Source organism: Paenibacillus sp. BR2-3 (genome assembly GCF_046529485.1).
Classification (GTDB): domain Bacteria; phylum Bacillota; class Bacilli; order Paenibacillales; family Paenibacillaceae; genus Paenibacillus_AQ.
The window spans coordinates 1,415,308-1,435,160 of record NZ_CP126311.1 but is presented as its reverse complement, the minus strand read 5'-3'; the positions used below and the strand labels follow the sequence as shown (position 1 = coordinate 1,435,160).

The window sequence follows — 19,853 nt, the reverse complement described above, 5'->3', positions numbered from 1 at the left end:
ACATCCATATGACAGGAGGACCTATACATGCGGCCATTACAAATTTCGCCGGAAACGGCTTTAGCGTTATCCAAACAGCTGGGTGTCCCACTGGAACATTTAATGCATATGCCACAACACATATTACTGCAAAAAATCGCCGAGCTGTCGAGGAAAGAGGACAATAGTACCTCTGAAATTCAGCCCAAGGAGCCACAAGCAGAGAAGGACGAGACATGATTCCTTTCAGCCACACATGGCCTTATGATATCATTCTGGGCGATTTATATGTACAGTACTGCCCGTTTTGCAACAGTGATAACGTACTCCTGCCCATGAAACCGAAAGAATTGAAAAGCGTGCGTGAAGGCAAAAAGAAGCTGCTCGTCTTCCCCTGCTGCCATACAAGTCCTACGGTTATAGACAGTGATGGCGATTACCTGCTGTTTGACAGGGCGGTAAGATAATTTAAGCACAGAGAGTCGGGCTCTCTGTGCTTTTTTGCATGTTCCAGAACCTGAGCACCTGAAACTGTTCAGGTTCCCTCCATTTCGGAGAGCAGTCCATCCGGATCTAACCGGGCATCCCGCATTTGCTCACGCAACAAGCTCCACTGCTCACGCGCTGCCCTGATCATTGCTGCGTCCACAATTTTCTGGTCATTTATAAGGCGCGAGAACCACTTCACCGCATCGGGGAAATTGCCGGTCCTACGGTTCAGCTCACCGATCAGATACAGCAGGCGGGCATCATTGCCCCCGATCCCATCCCGCTCGTAAACATTAATATAAGACTCGAGGGAAAACTGCAGAAACCGCTTCTCCTGCTCTGTTTCCCCCTTATAACGGTACAACCAGGCGATATGATGCAGCAGACTTGCAAGAATCCGGTCCTTATCATTGATACTCTGTGCGCATAACAAGGCAAGCTTGTAGGTCTCCATAGCAGTTTCCCAGGTACGGTGACCGTCAAAATGCCGCGGGTTCCAGCGATTCCCAATCCGCTCTTTAAAAGATGCCCGCTGCACTTCGGTCAGCTTGTCCGCCGAGTTCTCAGTAGATGCAAAGCCGCACTTCGGACAGACCCGCACAACGTAGAAATCAGGATTTTCATCCTTGTAATAGGAACAGAAATCCGTATCGCGGCGTATCGCTTTTTTGAGGCTGGGCCGCACTCTGGACGTTTCGAACTCATGCTCACAGTTGCAGCACTTTACTTTAATGGAGTACAAAGGTACTAAATCTGACAAATGCCCTCATTCCTTTCGCGGTATACCTTTACTCTTGTTCCCCGGGCATATTGACAAAATGATGTGCAGGCCCCGCCAGCCGGCTCAAAACGAACGAACGCAGCGGCTCCTCTACAGCAGTTTCCTCCAGAGCTTCCTTCATACACTCCAGCCATTCCTCCGCACGCTCCGGCGCAATCGGTATATGCATATGCCGCGCCCTCATCATAGGATGTCCGTGAAGATCGGAATATAGGGTGGGACCGCCAAAGAACTGACTTAGAAATTGATACTGCTTCTCCAATACAGGAGTTATATCCGCCGGAAACAATGGGCCGAGCTTCGGGTGCAGCTGTACCTTCCCGTAAAACACCTCTACCAGGCGATGCAGCCCCTCGGCTCCCCCCAGGTTTTCATATATACTCTCATTTGGATTCATTCAAGTTACCAGCTTTCTTCCAGTTTCGTTATTGTGATCAGTTAATTATAACAAAAAAAGCTCAAAACAGTATATCGCTCCATGCAAAAAAGACGCTAAACAACTGTTTAGCGTCTTGGCAGATATTCAATAGGTCCGAAAATCCTCATCACCGGGTGGGACAAGGGAGGCCCGAATTACATAAACAAAAGCACAGACAAGAACTCCGGCTACTACACTCATCACCATCACTCCATCCTTAATTATCGATGTAAAAAAGGTGTGCATTAATTTAATTTTTATGATACCACAATTTCAGCGAAAAAGCACCTCATTTTGTAACCGCTTTCCTGTTTTTTTGTGCTGTTTGTCCACCGATTTGCATAAGTCTAAATATAGACCGGGAGGCCTGAACAACGATCATGTGAAAAACGTTCTTATAGGGGGGAGCTATGAAGTTTATACATTCCGGCAAAGGCGTGCGCAGCTCCCTTCTGCTGCCTTTGGGACTGGCAGGCTGCCTGCTGCTAATGCTGATTCATCCTGAAGCTTCGCTTGCCGCAGCTGTACGCGGTTTAGCTGTATGGTGGGATGTTCTGTTCCCCTCGCTGTTTCCCTTTTTCGTTATTTCCGAGCTGCTGCTGGGCTTCGGGGTTGTGCATCTATTCGGCGGGCTGCTCGATCCGTTCATGCGTCCCTTGTTCCGTATTCCGGGCAGCGGGGGCTTCGTCGCAGCCATGGGATATGTGTCAGGCTATCCTGTAGGCGCAAGACTAACGGCAAAGCTGCGGGAACAAAACCTCGTCAGCCGGATAGAAGGTGAGCGCCTGGTGGCATTTACCACCTCCTCTGATCCTATTTTTCTGCTGGGTGCCGTATCCGTCGGCTTTTTCCATGATGCCTCTTTAGGTCTAATACTGGCGCTCTCCCACTATGGAGGCGGCCTAATTGTAGGACTTCTGATGTCATTTCATGGGCGAAAAGAGGATGCAGAAGCGTATTCTCACAGCAGCCCCCCCCCTGAGTCTATAGGACAAAGTATTGGCCTCCGGATTCAGACTTCTTTCTCTTCTATGGCGGAAGCCAGGCGAAAAGACGGGCGGAGCCTTGGAGAACTGCTCAGAGGAGCAGTCCAGACCTCTTTACAGCTTATTATTGTCGTAGGAGGGCTGGTTGTATTCTTCAATGTGCTTATGGAACTGCTGGCGCGCGCCGGAATCATGTCTTCCTTATTCAGCCTTACCGGCACTCTGCTGTCCTTTATAGGCTGCCCGCCGGAGCTGGCTCAGGCCTTGGTCAACGGGCTCTTCGAGGTTACGCTGGGCGCCCGTTCGGCCGGAGGGGCAGGTGCTTCTCTCCCGCTGCATTTTAAAGTCGCGGCTGCGGCCTTTATTCTCTCCTGGGGCGGCTTATCCGTACATGCACAGATTGCAAGCATCTTGAATGGAACAGGTCTGCGGTATCTGCCATTTATGGCGGCACGCGCACTCCATGCGGTTCTTGCAGCTGCACTTGTTCTTCTGCTATGGAAGCCCGTTACAGGCAGAGGACTTTCCTCTACATGGACCACTTTGCCTGTGGCTACTGCTTTTATCCCGGCACCATCCGGTATTATTGCCAGTTTGGGACTGATGAGCCTGTTTCTCGCTGCTGCCCTTCTCTTATCGCTTGCGATCATGGTTTCCATCCGGGTGATAAATATACTGCGTCGAGACTGATGACGGTTAACCGCAGATCCGGAGTCTTTTAGACCCTGAAACGTTGTGTTCCGCATCAAGATTGATTATGATCGGTATATGACTGAATTTAACAAAGGAGCCTGTTCATCTTGAGATATTATGTTCTGGACCGCGGTGATCAACTATCTATGGATCTTGCCGAGCAATTTCACAAACTTGCGGCGGAGCGGAATCTGCAATTGGATGCCGAATCTCCGGAGATCGTCATATCCATTGGCGGTGACGGCACCATGCTGCATGCTTTCCATACGTTTATCGACCGGATCTCCAGTCTGGCATTTGTAGGCGTGCATACGGGCCACCTTGGTTTTTACGCCGATTGGAAAGCGGATGAACTTCCAACCTTGATTGATTATATGTGCGGAACGGGTAATCCCAAGCCCCATAAGCCGCGTATAGTCAAGTATCCCCTGCTGGAGCTTGAGATTCACAAGAAATCCGGCACTACCTCTCATATCGCTCTTAACGAATTTACACTAAAGGGTGTAGACGGAACCGTTGTCATTCAGGTAGATATTAATGATGAGACTTTCGAAATGTTCCGCGGCGACGGGCTTTGTGTATCTACACCTTCAGGCAGCACGGCCTACAACAAAAGTCTGGGAGGCGCCATGGTGCACCCATCGATCGAAGCGCTGCAGATTTCCGAGATTGCATCGATCAATAACCGTGTTTTCCGCACGATGGGCTCACCGCTCCTGTTGCCAAAGCACCATCACTGTGATATTTTCTCCCGGAAGGACCAGCGTCTGCTGCTCACCATTGATCATAACAACATACCTGTAGACGACCTTATTTCCGTGCGCTGCCAAGTTTCGGAGCAGAAAATCAGCTTCGCCCGGTATCGTCCGTTTCCATTTTGGAATCGTGTACGAGAGGCTTTTCTGGTCTAACCCCTTTGATTATGAAGGCCGGAAATGGAGACATTTCCGGCTTGTTTAGCTGTAAAGCTAACACCTATTGATAGACAGAGAGAGACGGGAAATGGTATAATGAGGCTATTTTACATAGAGTTGTATACAAGAAGAAACGGCTTCGCCGTCCTTTAAGGGACGGTATCCGTTTCTCGTAGAAATATAAGCAAAGTATAGTGAAAACTTACACTTTCTTATATTTTAAAAAAGGAGCGAATACTCAGCAGGATCAATAGCTGCAGAAATCCACCATCTTACTATCCTATGACCAAGCCTTGAAGCCTGCAGATGCACCCAAAGTGAAATTACGTCCATTAACAGCACTCTGGGCAATTATTACAAGCCACTTAATGAGGAGGATTTGCATAAGACGAAAGAAGCTGGGGAAGCGGATTGAGGCCTTATCGAAATCATAAAATAACTTATAAAAAGGATGAATGCTGATATGAAATTCTCCAAAATAACGACAGCCCTTCTTAGCAGCTGTATTGCCTTATCTATTGTAATTACTCCGGTTGCTTCCGCAGCGGATAATGCTCAAACCAGCTCGGAAAGTGACATGATTCAAGAAGTAATGGATTATTTGGAGACCTATAACCTCTCAGGAGCCGATAAGTCTACCCTGGTTCGCGCAGCTATCGACGGCATGGTAAATTCGCTGGATGATCCCTACAGCCAGTATTTCGATACGGATGAATCCGCAGAGTTCCTCCATCAGGTTGATTTGGAATATGTGGGTATTGGAATTAAACTGCAATATACCGGAACAGAGCTGTATATCGAAGAAGTAATGTCCGGCTCACCGGCAGAAGAGGCGGGTCTGAAGCGTGGAGATACCCTTGTGAGAATCAACGGCATAGCTATTGAGGACACGGAGGGTGACGAGCTTTCAGGAAAAGCAGGCACCCAGGTAAAACTGCTTGTGCTCAGAAACGGGGTAACCAAATCCTTCAGCGTAACCCGCAAAGATATTACCAGCGCTTCAGTTACGGGTACAATCATCGGACCGAAGGTCGCATTTGTAACCATAAGCGGTTTCTCGGCTTCATCCGCTGAAGAGTTCACCGAAGTTCTTGAAAAGATGCGTGCCGCCGGAATGAAATCAATGGTGCTTGATTTGAGAGACAATGTGGGCGGATATATGGATGCCGCTTACGATATCGCTTCACAGTTTATCGACAATGGCATTATGATGTACACCGCGGATCAGAGCGAAGTACTTACACCGGTAGTCATTACGAACGGCAGCAAAATAAACGTGCCTGTCGTCGTCCTGACAAACGAATATACGGCCAGTGCTTCAGAAGCATTGACGGGTGCGCTTCGTGATCATAAGCTCGCGACCATTGTAGGAACCAGAAGCTTCGGCAAAGCTCGAATTCAGAGCCTTCTGCCCATGTCCAACGGGGGGACGCTAAAGCTGACTACGCAGAAGTATTTGACGCCGAACAAGGAAGACTTCAATCATATCGGGCTAAGTCCGGATATTGAGGTACAGGGCAAAACGGCACAGCTTATTACTGCCCTTAAGATCGCGGGAATGACGTCCATTGAAGCTTCCGGTGACAATCATATCCTGAATATAAACGGAACACCTTTTGCCGGCAATGTGGGTCTCGTCAAGCGGGGCACTGCTATATATGCTTCTTCACGGGTACTCGCTTCATTGATCGACAGTGAGGTTAACTGGGATTCCAAGAACAAAAAGGTTCTAATCACAAATGGTGCAGGTAAATCCACGGGTTTCGCCTTGTCCTCCAAAGAGGCTTTATCCCTAAGCGACGAAACCTTTATCCGGGTCGATTCCTTTAAGAAGAAATTCCCGGCGGTGGCCTGGAGCTATAACGCTTCCCAGAATCAGTTGAAATTATCCGTAAAAAAATAATATCAAAAGGCCTCCCTAAGCCGTAATGGCATGCGGGAGGCCTTTTTTTGTTTGTGCAAGGTTTATTGCTGCTGATCCAAAGGCTGGGCCTGTGGTGCTCTGTTTTGATGCTCACGTGCAGGATTTTTCTTGCCGTGCGCTTCTTTGGCTCTATGCTTCTTCCCTTGATTATCCCTGAACGGCCTGTCCTTCGCTCCCCCGTCTTTGCCTGATGAGGTATTTGACTGATGCTGCTTTGTATTGACAGGCCTGGACGATTCATCTTTTACTGGAGCATCTATCTGGGAGACTTCTGTATCAGGGTCCTCAGCCGGAACAAACTCTTGCGGTTCTTTGGTCAAAATATCCTTGTAACCCTCAAGTGGCTGCTCTTTCAGTTTTCTCAGCACAAAATGGGCACACCCAAAATTGCAGTATTCATTAATGTAATCCACCATACCGGAAATCGCTGTATCCCGGTTGACCTTCGGATGGTTATCCCGGTAGAAGCCCTTCAAACGTAATTGGCTGTAGCCCCAATCACCAATAATATAGTCATAACGCTCCAGCACCTCGCTGTATCTCCCGCGAAACGCCTCCGGATTCCAGCCGTCCTTATGATCCAGCATGAGCTCATAGCCTTTTCCGCCTATAACAATCAAGCAAATGTCGCCTGCCTTTCGAAATGATGTACTTAAATTCCGTTGATTAAGCTGTTATTACGAGCAGTGTTTTGGACCTCCGGTCGCTGTTGTCGTCTGATTTCTTGAATTTATAGCCTTAATCAACAGAATTTATAGGTATGGGTTAGCCTGAGATGACGCGCGCTTCACGGCTTTGGGCAGCGGATTTGACCTGCTCATGCGCTTGATAGGAGCTGCGTACTAGCGGGCCCGATTCCACGTGGCTGAAGCCCCGTTTCAGTCCTTCTTCCTTCAATCGGACAAATTCATCCGGGTGGTAGTATTTCTCCACCTCCAAATGCTTCGGGGAAGGCTGCAAATATTGGCCAAGCGTCAGAATATCGCAATCCACTGCCCGCAAATCGTCCATCGCCTGCAAAATTTCCTCCCATTCTTCACCGACGCCAAGCATGATGCTTGATTTCGTTGGAATGTCCGGTTTGATCTCCTTGGCTCTGCCCAGGAGCTCCAATGAACGACGGTATTTGGCTTTGGCCCGTACACGGTCCGACATCCGTTCTACCGTCTCAATATTATGATTCAGAATATCCGGATTACTGTTCATTACGATTTCCAAACTATCACGGTCTCCCAGAAAGTCAGGAATCAGCACTTCGACGCTGCATAAAGGAAGACGCTTACGAATAGCAGCCACCGTTTCGGCAAATATAGTCGAGCCGCCGTCCTTCAGATCATCACGGGCAACACTGGTTACAACGCAGTGGCGCAGATTCATGCCTTCTGCCGCTTCAGCTACGCGTTCAGGCTCCTGCAGATCAAGCTCCGTAGGCAAGCCGGTGTTTACGGCACAGAAACGGCAAGCACGTGTGCAAATGTCGCCCAGAATCATAAAAGTGGCCGTCCGGTTTGCCCAGCATTCATAAATATTTGGACAGCGGGCTTCTTCGCAGACGGTATGTAAAGTTTTGGATCGCATCATACCTTTAATATCCTGGTAATTATCACCGGTTGCAAGCTTGATTCTAATCCAGTCCGGCTTTGGTTGTTTAGCAGCTTTATTAGTCAACGCAGTAAACCCCGCTTTCACCTGATAGTTGAAGTTGCTGCCTCATATTATAGCATGTGCCGTAAGGAATTGCCTGTTTTTGTGTATGCAAAAGCGGATAAAAAACACCTTTTTGCCTCAATATATAGAAAAGGTTGCCGTCGCAATCCGTAGCTTTTCTGCCAGGCAAAGGAGGTTTTCTTGTAGTGTCTATGTTCCAGAACCATAAAGTGCAAAGGAAGCTGGCCTGTCTGTCGGCTGCAGCCTTATTGTGGGGTAGTCTCTCCATCCCGGCCGCAAAAGCATCAGGTGTCTCAAGTCCACCTGCTGACAATACCCGTATAGGGTCGAAAAGCCAACAAGACAGCTTGTCTTCGCGAAAAGAGCTGTATGAACAAATGGCAGCTGTTACAGGCATCCCCTGGTTTCGGCTTGCCGCAATCGACCAATATGAAAGAACCATTGCTAAAAAGGGAAACGCGATACCTTCCTCACAGACCCGTCTTACCGGAATTTCTATACCCCCACCTCGGTGGTGCGGTCCGCTTAACCCTGATCACAACGACACTTCTCCTGCATCCATAAGCTTCTTTGATGGCATTGGACGTGACGGATCGGGAGACGGTATCGCTGACCCAGGCAATGATATTGACTTATTATACAGTATGGCCAGCCATCTGCTGCAATACGGCAGTTCTGCAAGTGATTTCAGTATTGCCGTCTGGGAATATTATCATAACGGAAGAGCTGCACAGCGAATTGCACAGTTCGCCAAGCTGTATGAGCATTTCGGGCGCCTCGATTTATCCGGCAATGCCTTTCCGCTGCCGCTTGGCAATCTTTACTCTTACCGCAGCACTTGGGGGACCGGCCGCAGCTGGGGGGGAGCACGCATCCACGAGGGCACGGATTTATTTACTCCGCACGGGATGACGGTTCGCAGCACCTGTTACGGCATCGTTGAAACAAAGGGTTGGAACCGCTACGGCGGCTGGCGGATTGGTATACGGGATATTGATAACCGGTACCATTATTATGCTCATTTAGCCGGGTATGAGAAGTCACTTTCTCAAGGTGATATTGTAACACCAGGCCAAACGGTTGGCTGGGTCGGAAGCTCCGGATATGGTAAACCGGGTACACAGGGAAAGTTCCCTCCCCACCTGCATTATGGCATTTACCGGGACAGGGGAACCATTGAATGGGCCTTTGATCCCTACCCTCTGCTGAAGCAGTGGGAGAATGGTGAACGCCGGGCAAAGAGTAAAAAGAAAAACCGTTAATGGAAACATTTAATAACCGTCAAAAAGCCAGCTTACCCGCTGTTTTTGACGGTTATTTTGTTATGCAGCTATTGGTTAACGGATATCTAATCATAACTCGCCTCCCAATTTCCCGTACTTCGAATAAACTGCAGCACCCGATCCATGATCCGGTCTTTATCCTCGCCATGACAAACCATATGTCCGCTGTTGTCTACGAGCAGTATCTCTTTTCGGGGAGCTTTAATCGTATTCTGCAAGTATGCAGCACTTTTGGTTCTGACCAGATGGTCCCGTTTGCCCTGAACGATCAGGGTTGGGGTCTCAATTTGCGGATAGATGTCAAAGCTCTCGCGGACCATGCGCTGAAACTCTTTGGTGGCTTTAGGAGGCGTAGATCCGAATTTGCGCACATAATTTTTCAGCATGGATAAACTGCCAAACGTCCTGATAATTTCGACTGGATTTAGAGGGAATACAGGTGCGGACAGCAAAGTAAGCGACTTGATTTGAGCCTTATATTGGACGGACAGACGGGAAGCAATAAGAGCACCCGTAGAAAAGCCGATGAGATGAACCCCTTCATTCTTTTTTAAAAGCTCCGTTAACTCCTCTTCAGCACTTTCCTGCCAATCAAACCTGCTGGAATGCAGCAGCTCCTGTCTGGTCCCCCCGTGCCCCCTGAGTGTGAAGGTTGTGGTACGGTAATTATGATCCTCCATATATTGGGACAAAGGAGAAATTTCGAATATCCCTCCGGTAAAGCCGTGAATAAATAAACAGCTGTCCATAATTGCTCCTTCTTTCAATGTTCTAATAATCGCTGCTTCTGTTTATATTCTATATTCCCACTTTTCTCATTACAAATCATCGAACATGTGAATCTGCGTATTTTCTGCTCAAGTCCAGTCACACCCTGTACACTCCATATATTGGTAGTAGTTACTCTTCCATCAGCCGGAACTGGATTTCTCTTGCCGATCATACGCTTAGTTTTCTTTCTCCAGGGGCTCCAAGCTATCCCGCAGCAAGAAGAGCGCGTCTGTCTCTTCCGCTATCCCATGATTATTGAACAGGAAGCAGGTATATTCTCATGTCCAAGCCGGATCTGTCACTTTGCATGATTGTCAGGAATGAGGCCCGGCATCTGGAGAGATGTCTGTCCTCCGTTCAGGGAATGATATCCGAAATTCTCATTGCCGATACAGGCTCAGAAGATGAATCTATTGAAATTGCCCGCAGTTTCGGTGCAAGAGTAATCAGCATTCCATGGGAGAATGATTTCGCCAAAGCCAGAAACAGGATACTCCGGGAAGCCTCATGCTCCTGGATTCTTGTCCTCGATGCCGACGAAGCTGCAGATCACTGGAATATTGAAGAGATAAATAGGCTACTTGCGACAGAGGAGACGAGTGGTTATTTTCTGCCTATGATTCACTATGTGGACAGCAGTTCCGAAGGCGGGGACTATGTAACGGATGCTGTATATTTGGGATATCCCGGGAGCTTCCATAGGCCATTGCACTTTACGCATCCATCATTACGGATATGTGGACAAGGAGCTTCAGCTCAAAAATAAACACAGCCGCAATCTCGGACTCATAAACCAAGGCCTGGAGCTTGACCCGGACAGCCCTGCATTGCGTTATGCCCTCGGTGCCGAGTATTACCAGCAAGGTCAATATGATGTGGCCTCAGATATTTTACTCCCCTTATTGAACAGCTTCCCCGCAGGCTCCGGCTTTACCTCCGATATTTACTTGAAGACTGCTTTTGCGTTGCACGGGTCCGGCCGGTTGGAAGAAGCGGAGGCAGTTTTTACGGCGGGGATTGCTCTTTTTCCCGACTTTACGGAATTATCGGAAAATTATGCCCTCCTGCTGTCTGAGCAAGGATATGACCGGAAAGCTTATGCATACCTCCTGCGTGCGCTGCAATGCGGGGATGCTTCGAGCAAGTATACCTCCTCCTCGGGCAGCGGGACCTATCGTACAAGTCTTCTCGCGGGTGAAGTCTGTGAGAAGCTGTTTCTCTTCAGGGAGGCAGCGGCTCATTATGAGGATGCAATATATTTTCATGTTAATTATTCAGCTGCATGGAAAGAACTTGTCCCCCTGCGTTTGCTGGCAGGAGAAGCCGATCGTCTCATTTCCCTGACCCGCAGCCACATTGACGCTTTGGATCCCAATACCCTGAATATACTTGTGCCTGCCGCACTGAATGCCCGTTCTCCAGAGTGGCTCACTATTCTCTGCGGTGCACCTTCACTGCCGTTACCGGTCAGGGAGCTTTTGCAGGTGCTCCTAATCATAATCTATGAGCAAGAGCCTCCGTCTTCAGCAGCCGGGCAGCACCACTCCCTTCAAAATGGCCTTCCGCCTCATTCCCATTACCAGCTTAGCCTTGAGTATCTATGGGCTCTCTCCTGCCGGGAAGGAGATGAGGGCTCAGCCAAGCGGTGGGTCTCGCGTATTACAATCTCCTCATGTCAGCCAATACCTGCAAAGACATCACCCTATCCGGCAGCATTCCCTGGCCTTTGCTAATTAGATCCGCCTGCCGGGCATAGGTTTTCTTTTCGATGTCTGGATAAAAAAAACAATAAAGGTTGACCCGGAAGAACAAGCCAGGTATACATATACAGTAGCACATGCCTCATTTATCCATAAAATTTTTTCATGGATTACATGCTTTGCTTGAATTTTACGTCTATGCATTGCTGTTGTACACTTTAAATGTAAGCGTTACCATCATACCGAACCACATGCGCGCAAAAGGTTAAGAAGGGAAGAAAGTTATTCACAATGTTTCTGAACCAAAGGTATCTTGCTCAAGTTCAGTCGATGGTTGAATTACATCATATCAGAGGGGGTTTCACATGTTCATCCAGGTACTAGCCATTGTCTTCGCATTAGGCATGCTCATGTTTTTCGCTTATCGGGGATTTCCGGTTATCGTATTCGCACCTATTTTTACGCTGTTGGCAGTTGTGATCTCAGGCGTTGCCCTGATGCCGAGTTATACCGAAGTCTATATGTTAAATGCAGCAAACTACGTCAAAAACTTCTTCCCAATATTCTTATTGGGTGCCATTTTCGGTAAGCTGATGGAGCTTAGCGGGGCGGCCTCATCCATTGCCCAGACGATTGTCAGAGCGCTCGGATCGAAGCGTGCTATGCTGGCCGTCGTTCTCGCCTGCGCAGTGTTGACCTATGGAGGCGTATCCCTGTTCGTGGTAGCGTTTGCGGTTTATCCTTTCGCCGTTGCGATTTTCCGTGAAGCTGACATCCCTAAACGATTAATACCGGGTACAATAGCGCTCGGCGCATTCACCTTTACAATGGATGCTTTGCCGGGTACACCGCAAATACAGAATATTATTCCGACTACCTATTTTGGAACAGATGCCTATGCAGCTCCACTCGTCGGTATTGCCGGGGCATTGATTGTATTCTGCGGCGGACTCTGGTGGTTGGAACGCCGCCGTAAGCAGGCCGCAGCAAATGGTGAAGGCTATGGCTTGAACCATAAGAATGAACCGGAAGTACTGGAAGGCCAAAAGTACCCAAATATCTGGATTTCTGTTATTCCGCTTGTGCTCGTGCTTGTGTTCAACTTTGTATTAAGCAGAACCTCCCTGTCCGTAAGCAACTGGTACAGCAGTGAGCTGCTCGAAACGTTTAAAATTGCCAATGTCAAAACCGTATCCTCCAGCTGGGCGTTAATTGTGGCTTTATGTATCGGTGTTGTAGCCGCAGCCTGCATTAATATCCGTCAAGTGAAAAATAAGCTGGCCGCCGGATTAACCGCAGCCGCTATGGGATCGCTCCTTGCTATTTTTAACACCGCTTCCGAGGTTGGCTTTGGTAATGTAGTTAAGACTCTGCCTGGTTTCAAATTAATTCAGGACTGGATCGTGGGCATCAGCAATCAGCCGCTGATTTCCGAAGCCTTATCTGTTAATATTCTTGCAGGGGTTACAGGCTCCGCTTCAGGTGGTTTATCCATCGCTCTTGAGGTTATGGGCAAACAGTACTTATCCATGGCACAGACTCTTGGAATCAGCCCGGAGCTGCTGCACAGAATTGCTTCCATGGCATCCGGCGGTATGGATACGCTTCCACATAACGGAGCCGTTATCACACTTCTCGCCATTACCGGATTAACCCATAAACAGTCGTACAAAGACATTTTCGCTATCACCTGTGTGAAAACAATCGCCGTGTTCGCTTTGGCTATTATTCTGTCCATATTCTAATTCAAAACAATGGAGGTTTTGCAACATGAGTCGTTTTTTGGAAAATAGAGTTGCCATCGTTACAGGTGCGGCCAGCGGAATTGGCCTGGAAATTGCCCGTAAATATGCGTCTGAAGGGGCAAAGGTGGTTATCTCCGATGTACGTGAAGAACAGGCGGTTCAAGCGGCGGAAGAGCTGAAATCACAAGGCTTTGAAGCTATGGGTTTGAAGTGTGACGTCACCCGTGAAGAAGAGTATGCCGGTGCCATCGCCAAGACTTATGAAGCTTATGGAAGACTCGATATACTAGTAAATAACGCCGGACTGCAGCATGTTTCGCCGATTGAGGAATTTCCGGTGGATAAGTTTGAATTCATGTTAAAGGTCATGCTGACCGGTGCCTTCATTGGGATTAAACATGCCTTCCCGATCATGAAAGAGCAAGGCTACGGACGCATTATCAATATGGCTTCGATTAATGGTGTAATCGGTTTCGCGGGTAAAGCGGCATATAACAGCGCCAAGCACGGTCTGATCGGTTTGACGAAAGTAGCAGCACTCGAAGGCGCAGCCCACGGGATTACAGTCAATGCTCTTTGCCCGGGATATGTGGATACACCGCTTGTCCGGGGACAAATGGAAGATCTGGCCAGAACACGTAATGTGCCTCTTGAAAGCGTACTGGAAGAAGTCATTTATCCGCTCGTTCCGCAAAAACGGTTGCTGTCGGTTGACGAAATTGCCGATTACGCGATGCTGATTGCCAGTGAAAGACTAAAAGGCGTTACCGGTTCAACGCTGCTGATTGACGGCGGTTATACGGCTCAATAGAAATTCAAGTCCGGACTATTCGATACCTTACAATAAAACCAGTTATAACACGTTAAGTGTTTGACTGGTTTTTATTTGTTGTTCCATTATTCGGATTCTCTACTGTTTAACCGTTGCCGATTAAGTTTAATTAGGGCAAGAACAGCTAATATACCTTAGGAGGTCTGTATCAAACCTTTAATTTCCGCTCAAAAGATAAACTTAAGCCCTTCTATGATCTGGTGATGAGCATAACGGCGGAGGAGCTTGGCCACGTTGAACTCGTATCGCATGCAATCAACAAATGCCTGAGAGGTTCAACCGACTATAAAAAGCCGGATTCCACCCCGCTGGATGCGGTTAAAGATGCCCGCTTGTCCTATCATTTTCTGGCCGGGGCACAAGGCGCTATGCCGTTCGACTCTCTCACCCGTTAGCGCGATGCGCTGCCAAGCGCACAAAAGGCCAAACGCCGCGCTGACCGCGCGGCGTTTGGCCTTATCGAAAGGTCTTGTCCTTATGCAGAAGCCAAGAGTTAGCATCTATAAACGCTGTGTTCCGGCGCTGATTCCAATAGTTTTTTTACATGCTTGACGACATTTTTTACCGTAAATCCGTACTCCTTAATCAATCGGTCGCCGGGGGCTGAGGCCCCAAAGGAATGAATTCCGAGAATGAAACCTTCGTCGCCAGCATAGCGTTCCCATCCGAAGGGATGAGCCATTTCCACGGCTACACGCTTTTTCACATCAGGAAGGATAACCGCGTCCTTATACATCTGATCTTGCTGCTCGAACAATTCCCAGCTTGGCAGACTTATGACACGGACCTGTATCCCTTCTTCAGCCAGCACCTCCTGAGCCTTCGCAGCAACCTGAACCTCTGAACCGGTAGCTATAATCTGCGCAAGAGGCTTGCCGCCCGCCGCGTCGGACACCACATATCCCCCACGTTTAACACCTTCACGCGCGCACTCGGAAGTCTGCATGAGTATAGGCAAATTCTGCCGGGTTAGCACCAAAGCGACCGGCCCACTCTGATTCTCTGCAGCATAGGCCCAAGCAGCCGAAGTCTCATTGCCGTCCGCGGGCCGAATGACGGTTAATCCTGGAATGATCCGCAATGAAGCCAGTTGTTCAATCGGTTCATGCGTAGGCCCATCTTCTCCAACGGCGATGCTATCATGTGTAAGAATGTAGGTTACCGGCAGTTTCATCAGCGCAGCTAAGCGGATGGCGGGGCGCAGATAGTCGGCAAAAACAAAGAATGTACCACCAAATACCTTTAATCCACTATGCAAAGCGATACCATTCATAGCGGCTGCCATACCAAACTCGCGTACGCCGAAATATAGATTGCGGCCTGCATAGTTGCCGGGAGTAAAAATCGGCTGTCCCTTCAAATGAGTCATCGTCGAGCTTTCCAAATCGGCTGATCCGCCTAATAACTGAGGAATGCCTTTTGCCAGTCCATTCAGCGCATTTCCTGAAGCCACACGGGTAGATATTGCCGTATCCTCATCATTGTACTTCGGCAATTCAGAGTCCCACCCTTCCGGTAATTCACCGGATATTGCTTTTTTAAATTGCGCATACAAACCAGGATATTGCGATTGATAGTTCATCAACCTTTCATTCCAGACACGATTAGCTTTAATTCCTCGCTCTTTCACTTTCGCAAAGTGCTGCCGAACTTCGTCCGGGATATAAAAGTCCTCTTCGTACACCCATTTATAGAAATCTTTTGTCAGCTTAGCTTCTTCGGTGCCGAGCGGAGAGCCGTGAGTACCGCCGTGTCCTCCTTTGCCTTGTTTGTTGGGACTTCCATAACCTATAATTGTTTTCACTTCAATCAGGGTCGGACGGTTACCCTCTTCTTTTGCCCTTTCGATTGCTTCCTCAATCCCATTCAAATCATTGCCATCCTCGACAAGCAGCGTCTGCCAACCATAAGCGTCAAAGCGATCTCTTACTTTTTCAGAAAAAGAAAGGCCCAGTTCCCCATCGAGCGAGATGTCATTGGAATCATAAAGAATAATCAGTTTTCCGAGCTTGAGGTGCCCCGCAAGGGAAGCGGCTTCAGAGGATACCCCTTCCATTAAATCCCCGTCCCCGCATATGCCGAACGTGTAATGATCGATAATACTATAATCTTCCTTATTATAGGTTGCTGCCAGGTGCGCTTCGGCTATCGCCATACCCACCGCCATTCCAATTCCTTGACCAAGCGGTCCGGTTGTAGCATCAACGCCCGGCGTGTGCCCAAATTCAGGGTGTCCCGGAGTTTTACTGCCCCATTGCCGGAAATTCTTTAATTCATCAAGTGAAAGATCGTATCCGCAAAGATGCAGCATACTGTAAAGAAGCATGGAGCCGTGTCCGGCAGAGAGCACAAAACGGTCGCGATCAATCCAGGACGGATCATCGGGATTATGCTTCATCGTTTTGGCAAACAGTTGATACCCCATGGGGGCAGATCCCATGGGCATACCCGGATGTCCGGAGTTTGCCTTTTCAATAGCATCGATTGCGAGCGTACGGATTGTGGCAATCGATAAATTATCGATCATCTTTTACGTCCTTCCAACTCGTCGATTAACTGTAACAGACTGGGGTCATCGATATAATTTTCAATAGTAATGATTCTTGTGTCTTTATGAGTTAACCTCGCTCTTTCATATAAATCTTTATGGACTATGATAAGATCTGAATCCGTTGGAACATCTTCTATCCTGAAATGCTTGACTTCAATGCCGTTGATATTTTTCTTTTGCAGTCTTTTCCTGAACGTAGTGGCGCCCAGTGCACTGCTTCCTGCTCCTGCATCGCAAGCAAAGGAAATTTTGTTGAACGTGTTATAATCCGTGTTATCAAGAGATGCGCTTAACACTTGCTTACCTTCGGTTTTCATCAATTTCGATTTTTCTAATGAGCTGTCAAAATCCTGTTCCTCATCGGCTTTTTTGTCCAGTTTAAGTATGACAGAGGTAATAAGGAAAGAAACGACCGTAGCAATCAGAACGCCTGAGATGATTCCCAAGAAATTTCCTTTTGGGGTCAGCGCCAGGTAAGCAAAAATGGAACCAGGACTTGGACCAGCCACCAAGCCGACATCAAACAGATGGAACACCGTAATCCCGGACATTCCCCCAGCAATCATAGCCAGGATTGTAAGTGGTTTCATTAGCACGTAAGGGAAATATAACTCATGAATACCGCCTAAAAAGTGGATGATAATCGCACCCGGCGCTGTTCTTTTTGCGGTCTTTTTTCCAAAGAAGCTAAAGGCCAACAGCAACCCCAGACCTGGCCCCGGATTGGATGCCACTGTAAAGAAGATGGATTTTCCGGCTTTCAGTGTTTCCTGCATACCCAGCGGATAATAGATTCCCTGGTCAATGACATTATTTAAGAAAAGCACCTTGGCCGGTTCATTGATAAGCGACAGCAGCGGCAAGAAACCCGTAGCGACTAATGCTTTAATGGCTGAGGTGACAAAGCCGTTTGCCGATTCAATCACCGGACCGATTACATAGAAGGAAAACACCATTAACAGGAAACCAATAATTCCAATCGAAAAGTTATTTACAATCATCTCAAATCCGGCCGGGACTTTATTTTCTATGGATTTATCAAATTTCTTAATAGCCCAACCGCCTAAAGGACCAATGATCATCGCCCCCAGGAACATGGGAATGTCCGATCCAACGATAAGTCCGATCGCACCGATCGCACCCATTACCGCCCCTCTTTGGCCCGCAACCATCCGGCCCCCCGAACTGGCTAAAAGCAAGGGCAGCAGATACGTGATTGCCGGACCCACAATCTCGGCAAGTTTTTCATTTGGAATCCAGCCGGTGGGAATAAAAAGTGCCGTAAGAATACCCCAGGCGATGAACGCTCCTATGTTGGGCAAAACCATATTCGTCAGAAAGCCGCCGAATGCCTGAATCCGGGCACGCGTTGAGGGGGGCTTAACTAAGTTTGTAACACTGGCCATATGGATACATCTCCCTTTTTAACTGAGTCTATTAATTATTCAACCATCTTAATTAATTCGATTAATTCCGTCTCACTGCTTACATTTCTAAAGCTTGTCATAATATCATCATCGATCAGCAAAGATGACATGTCCGAGATTAACCCCAAATGTCCTGTGCTATTCTCAGCAGCTAAAACAAAAAGAATACTCACTTCTTTACCTTCAGGAAACGGCACCGGTTCTTTCAGTTTTAAGAAAGAAATCCCTGTTTTTAAAACTCCCCCTTTGTTTTTTGCATGCGGCATAGCAATGCCGGAGGCCACAACAATATATGGCCCATTGGTGTTCACGTTATCAATCATATCTTGGATGTATTTTTCAGTAATCCAGTCCTTTTCCAGCAATGGCTGGGCCGCCACCCTTATGGCTTCTTCCCAAGCGGAAATGGTATCCATAAAATGAACATTGTCCTTCAAATACTGACTTAACATGCAGCCACCCCTTTTAACTCATTTGGTCAACTTAGAACTGTTTTTTAAGCTGTCGTAATTTTTAGCTATCCGATCTTTGATCTCTGAGTTTTCCATATGAGAAAAATGAGAGATGGCGCGCTCGATTCCATTTTCAAGGATATATTTCTGCAGGAGCACCGATTCCTCATCTTCAGGATGATCGAATATGAAAGCAGCAGCTATGGCGACAGTCAGATGGTCAATTGGCAACCCTAACCTGAAGAGCTCCCGGGTTGGTTTAACCAACCGCTCGTCATAGCCCAATTTCCGTATGGGAGATCTCCCAACGCGTAATATATCATCGCTTATATGAGGATTTTTAAAACGCTCAATAGTTTTGTCGATGAATTGCTCCATTTCCTGAGAATCGGAAGAATAGGTTTGGAGGATATACCGGGAGGCTTCGGCCATCGCATTTCGAGCATAATGTTCTATTTCCGGCACGCTTAAGGCGCTCTGAATGGTCGGTTCTCCCGCTATAAAGGCCAGGTATGCTGTACAGGCATGACCCATATTCACAATGTATAGCTTTCGCTCGATATAAGGCTTCAGATCCTCCACATAAGTGGCGTAAGGAATAAGGGGCAGCTCCGGGTTAACCATTTCAGCCTTGTTAATTACCCACTCGAAGAAGGGCTCTACAAGAGCGACTTCACCTTCATCACTTTTCTTGGACAAGGCCAGGCGATCAATTGCCGAATTGGGAAACCCAACAAAAGAATTGATCTTTTCCATTTCTTCGTTTGAGACAAGTTGCCCGATTGCTTCTTTTAATATCAGGGACGCATTGATGGCGTTTTCATTAGCAATTATGTCCAAGTTCGTCGGATTTTTCTTTACTCGCTTTAAGAGGCCAACCGACAGAATTTTGGCTATTTTCGAGAGATTTCCAACTCCGACAGATGTGGTTATGAGGTCGGCGTTTATAATAGCCTCTATCACTTTCTCCTCTTGGGTCACGCTGTTCAGGGCCGAAACGGAAGAGATGGTTTCCATCGAATGACGATTGTCTAATATTTCGACGGAATAGCTGTTGCTTTTATTAATACTATGAATCAAATCCGGATTGACATCCACAAAGCAAACCTCGTAGCCGGTTTTGCTCAGCAAATTTCCGATGAACCCTTTTCCGATATTTCCGGCACCAAAATGCAGAGCTTTCATTGACAGCCTCCTTTCTGAATGAATGACTATCTCCCTTAGCCACAGGGCGCATTTT

At 47.8% G+C, this 19,853-nt stretch carries 19 protein-coding genes and 1 pseudogene; 11 read left to right on the top strand and 9 right to left on the bottom strand.

Annotated elements, in window-relative coordinates:
• Window positions 1–27: 27 nt before the first annotated feature.
• Both PaeBR_RS06795 and PaeBR_RS06790 read left to right on the top strand, forming a co-directional pair.
• Window positions 28–219, top strand: coding sequence for a YycC family protein (locus PaeBR_RS06795; RefSeq protein ID WP_410514099.1), 192 nt, complete (start codon window positions 28–30; stop codon window positions 217–219).
• Entirely contained in the window at window positions 216–446 is a 231-nt protein-coding gene (locus PaeBR_RS06790; RefSeq protein WP_410514098.1) for a hypothetical protein, read from the top strand. The genes PaeBR_RS06795 and PaeBR_RS06790 overlap by 4 nt, the downstream gene beginning before the upstream one ends.
• 68 nt (window positions 447–514) lie before the next feature.
• Here the strand turns inward: PaeBR_RS06790 and PaeBR_RS06785 are convergent, their stop codons facing one another.
• Together PaeBR_RS06785 and PaeBR_RS06780 are read right to left on the bottom strand one after the other, a co-directional pair.
• Window positions 515–1,228, bottom strand: coding sequence for a DUF2225 domain-containing protein (locus PaeBR_RS06785; RefSeq protein WP_410514097.1), 714 nt, complete (start codon window positions 1,226–1,228; stop codon window positions 515–517).
• A gap of 28 nt (window positions 1,229–1,256) precedes the next feature.
• Window positions 1,257–1,646, bottom strand: coding sequence for a globin (locus PaeBR_RS06780; RefSeq protein WP_410514096.1), 390 nt, complete (start codon window positions 1,644–1,646; stop codon window positions 1,257–1,259).
• Window positions 1,647–2,077: 431 nt separating this feature from the next.
• Here PaeBR_RS06780 and ylbJ point away from each other — a divergent pair, with 431 nt between their 5' ends.
• From ylbJ to PaeBR_RS06765, 3 genes are all read left to right on the top strand, one after another.
• On the top strand, window positions 2,078–3,343 hold the full coding sequence (gene ylbJ, locus PaeBR_RS06775) for a sporulation integral membrane protein YlbJ (RefSeq protein WP_410514095.1): 1,266 nt from the start codon (window positions 2,078–2,080) through the stop codon (window positions 3,341–3,343).
• 110 nt (window positions 3,344–3,453) lie between these two features.
• Window positions 3,454–4,257 carry an NAD kinase gene (locus PaeBR_RS06770; RefSeq protein WP_410514094.1) on the top strand — a complete coding sequence of 268 codons (804 nt, stop codon included), beginning with the start codon at window positions 3,454–3,456 and terminating at the stop codon, window positions 4,255–4,257.
• A gap of 454 nt (window positions 4,258–4,711) precedes the next feature.
• Window positions 4,712–6,163 (top strand): S41 family peptidase, encoded by a 1,452-nt coding sequence (locus PaeBR_RS06765; protein ID WP_410514093.1) that lies wholly within the window; start codon window positions 4,712–4,714, stop codon window positions 6,161–6,163.
• Between the two features lie 62 nt (window positions 6,164–6,225).
• On the opposite strand, the gene PaeBR_RS06760 is transcribed toward PaeBR_RS06765, so the two are convergent.
• Together PaeBR_RS06760 and lipA are read right to left on the bottom strand one after the other, a co-directional pair.
• On the bottom strand, window positions 6,226–6,804 hold the full coding sequence (locus PaeBR_RS06760) for a YutD family protein (protein ID WP_410514092.1): 579 nt from the start codon (window positions 6,802–6,804) through the stop codon (window positions 6,226–6,228).
• Window positions 6,805–6,949: 145 nt separating this feature from the next.
• Window positions 6,950–7,852 (bottom strand): lipoyl synthase, encoded by a 903-nt coding sequence (gene lipA, locus PaeBR_RS06755; protein WP_410514091.1) that lies wholly within the window; start codon window positions 7,850–7,852, stop codon window positions 6,950–6,952.
• Window positions 7,853–8,043: 191 nt separating this feature from the next.
• Between lipA and PaeBR_RS06750 the strand changes: the two genes are divergently transcribed.
• Window positions 8,044–9,114 carry a M23 family metallopeptidase gene (locus PaeBR_RS06750; RefSeq protein WP_410515101.1) on the top strand — a complete coding sequence of 357 codons (1,071 nt, stop codon included), beginning with the start codon at window positions 8,044–8,046 and terminating at the stop codon, window positions 9,112–9,114.
• A gap of 86 nt (window positions 9,115–9,200) precedes the next feature.
• On the opposite strand, the gene PaeBR_RS06745 is transcribed toward PaeBR_RS06750, so the two are convergent.
• Entirely contained in the window at window positions 9,201–9,884 is a 684-nt protein-coding gene (locus PaeBR_RS06745; RefSeq protein WP_410514090.1) for an alpha/beta hydrolase, read from the bottom strand.
• A gap of 302 nt (window positions 9,885–10,186) precedes the next feature.
• On the opposite strand from PaeBR_RS06745, the gene PaeBR_RS06740 reads away from it, so the two are divergent.
• The 5 genes and pseudogenes from PaeBR_RS06740 to PaeBR_RS06720 form a co-directional block, all read left to right on the top strand.
• The gene (locus PaeBR_RS06740; protein ID WP_410514089.1) at window positions 10,187–10,672 is read left to right on the top strand and encodes a glycosyltransferase family 2 protein; all 486 of its coding nucleotides are present in this window, start codon (window positions 10,187–10,189) and stop codon (window positions 10,670–10,672) included.
• A complete protein-coding gene (locus tag PaeBR_RS06735) occupies window positions 10,644–11,639 on the top strand; it encodes a tetratricopeptide repeat protein (RefSeq protein WP_410514088.1) in 996 nt (331 codons plus the stop codon). The genes PaeBR_RS06740 and PaeBR_RS06735 overlap by 29 nt, the downstream gene beginning before the upstream one ends.
• Before the next feature lie 332 nt (window positions 11,640–11,971).
• Window positions 11,972–13,351 carry a GntP family permease gene (locus PaeBR_RS06730; RefSeq protein WP_410514087.1) on the top strand — a complete coding sequence of 460 codons (1,380 nt, stop codon included), beginning with the start codon at window positions 11,972–11,974 and terminating at the stop codon, window positions 13,349–13,351.
• Window positions 13,352–13,376: 25 nt separating this feature from the next.
• Complete coding sequence (locus PaeBR_RS06725; protein WP_410514086.1) at window positions 13,377–14,162, top strand: 3-hydroxybutyrate dehydrogenase; 786 nt, start codon at window positions 13,377–13,379, stop codon at window positions 14,160–14,162.
• Window positions 14,163–14,326: 164 nt separating this feature from the next.
• Window positions 14,327–14,569 (top strand): annotated as a pseudogene (locus tag PaeBR_RS06720) (manganese catalase family protein); the annotation flags it as partial.
• A 107-nt stretch (window positions 14,570–14,676) separates the two neighbouring features.
• Here PaeBR_RS06720 and tkt read toward each other — a convergent pair.
• The 4 genes from tkt to PaeBR_RS06700 are packed head-to-tail and all read right to left on the bottom strand — an operon-like array spanning window position 14,677 to window position 19,798.
• Entirely contained in the window at window positions 14,677–16,710 is a 2,034-nt protein-coding gene (tkt, locus tag PaeBR_RS06715; protein ID WP_410514085.1) for a transketolase, read from the bottom strand.
• Window positions 16,707–18,140, bottom strand: a complete 1,434-nt coding sequence (locus PaeBR_RS06710) for a PTS mannitol transporter subunit IICB (RefSeq protein WP_410514084.1) — start codon at window positions 18,138–18,140, stop codon at window positions 16,707–16,709. Before PaeBR_RS06710 ends, tkt begins: the two co-directional genes overlap by 4 nt.
• A 35-nt stretch (window positions 18,141–18,175) precedes the next feature.
• Window positions 18,176–18,613, bottom strand: a complete 438-nt coding sequence (locus tag PaeBR_RS06705) for a PTS sugar transporter subunit IIA (RefSeq protein ID WP_410514083.1) — start codon at window positions 18,611–18,613, stop codon at window positions 18,176–18,178.
• Window positions 18,614–18,631: 18 nt separating this feature from the next.
• Complete coding sequence (locus tag PaeBR_RS06700; protein WP_410514082.1) at window positions 18,632–19,798, bottom strand: mannitol-1-phosphate 5-dehydrogenase; 1,167 nt, start codon at window positions 19,796–19,798, stop codon at window positions 18,632–18,634.
• Window positions 19,799–19,853 lie beyond the last annotated feature (55 nt).

Coding starts and splice junctions, on each gene's coding strand:
- PaeBR_RS06790 (WP_410514098.1), top strand. CDS start 216: ATGATTCCTTTCAGCCACACATGGCCTTATGATATCATTCTGGGCGAT.
- PaeBR_RS06740 (WP_410514089.1), top strand. CDS start 10,187: ATGTCCAAGCCGGATCTGTCACTTTGCATGATTGTCAGGAATGAGGCC.
- PaeBR_RS06745 (WP_410514090.1), bottom strand. CDS start 9,884: ATGGACAGCTGTTTATTTATTCACGGCTTTACCGGAGGGATATTCGAA.
- PaeBR_RS06730 (WP_410514087.1), top strand. CDS start 11,972: ATGTTCATCCAGGTACTAGCCATTGTCTTCGCATTAGGCATGCTCATG.
- PaeBR_RS06765 (WP_410514093.1), top strand. CDS start 4,712: ATGAATGCTGATATGAAATTCTCCAAAATAACGACAGCCCTTCTTAGC.
- PaeBR_RS06780 (WP_410514096.1), bottom strand. CDS start 1,646: ATGAATCCAAATGAGAGTATATATGAAAACCTGGGGGGAGCCGAGGGG.
- tkt (WP_410514085.1), bottom strand. CDS start 16,710: ATGATCGATAATTTATCGATTGCCACAATCCGTACGCTCGCAATCGAT.
- PaeBR_RS06750 (WP_410515101.1), top strand. CDS start 8,044: ATGTTCCAGAACCATAAAGTGCAAAGGAAGCTGGCCTGTCTGTCGGCT.
- ylbJ (WP_410514095.1), top strand. CDS start 2,078: ATGAAGTTTATACATTCCGGCAAAGGCGTGCGCAGCTCCCTTCTGCTG.
- PaeBR_RS06725 (WP_410514086.1), top strand. CDS start 13,377: ATGAGTCGTTTTTTGGAAAATAGAGTTGCCATCGTTACAGGTGCGGCC.
- PaeBR_RS06710 (WP_410514084.1), bottom strand. CDS start 18,140: ATGGCCAGTGTTACAAACTTAGTTAAGCCCCCCTCAACGCGTGCCCGG.
- PaeBR_RS06795 (WP_410514099.1), top strand. CDS start 28: ATGCGGCCATTACAAATTTCGCCGGAAACGGCTTTAGCGTTATCCAAA.
- PaeBR_RS06700 (WP_410514082.1), bottom strand. CDS start 19,798: ATGAAAGCTCTGCATTTTGGTGCCGGAAATATCGGAAAAGGGTTCATC.
- PaeBR_RS06705 (WP_410514083.1), bottom strand. CDS start 18,613: ATGTTAAGTCAGTATTTGAAGGACAATGTTCATTTTATGGATACCATT.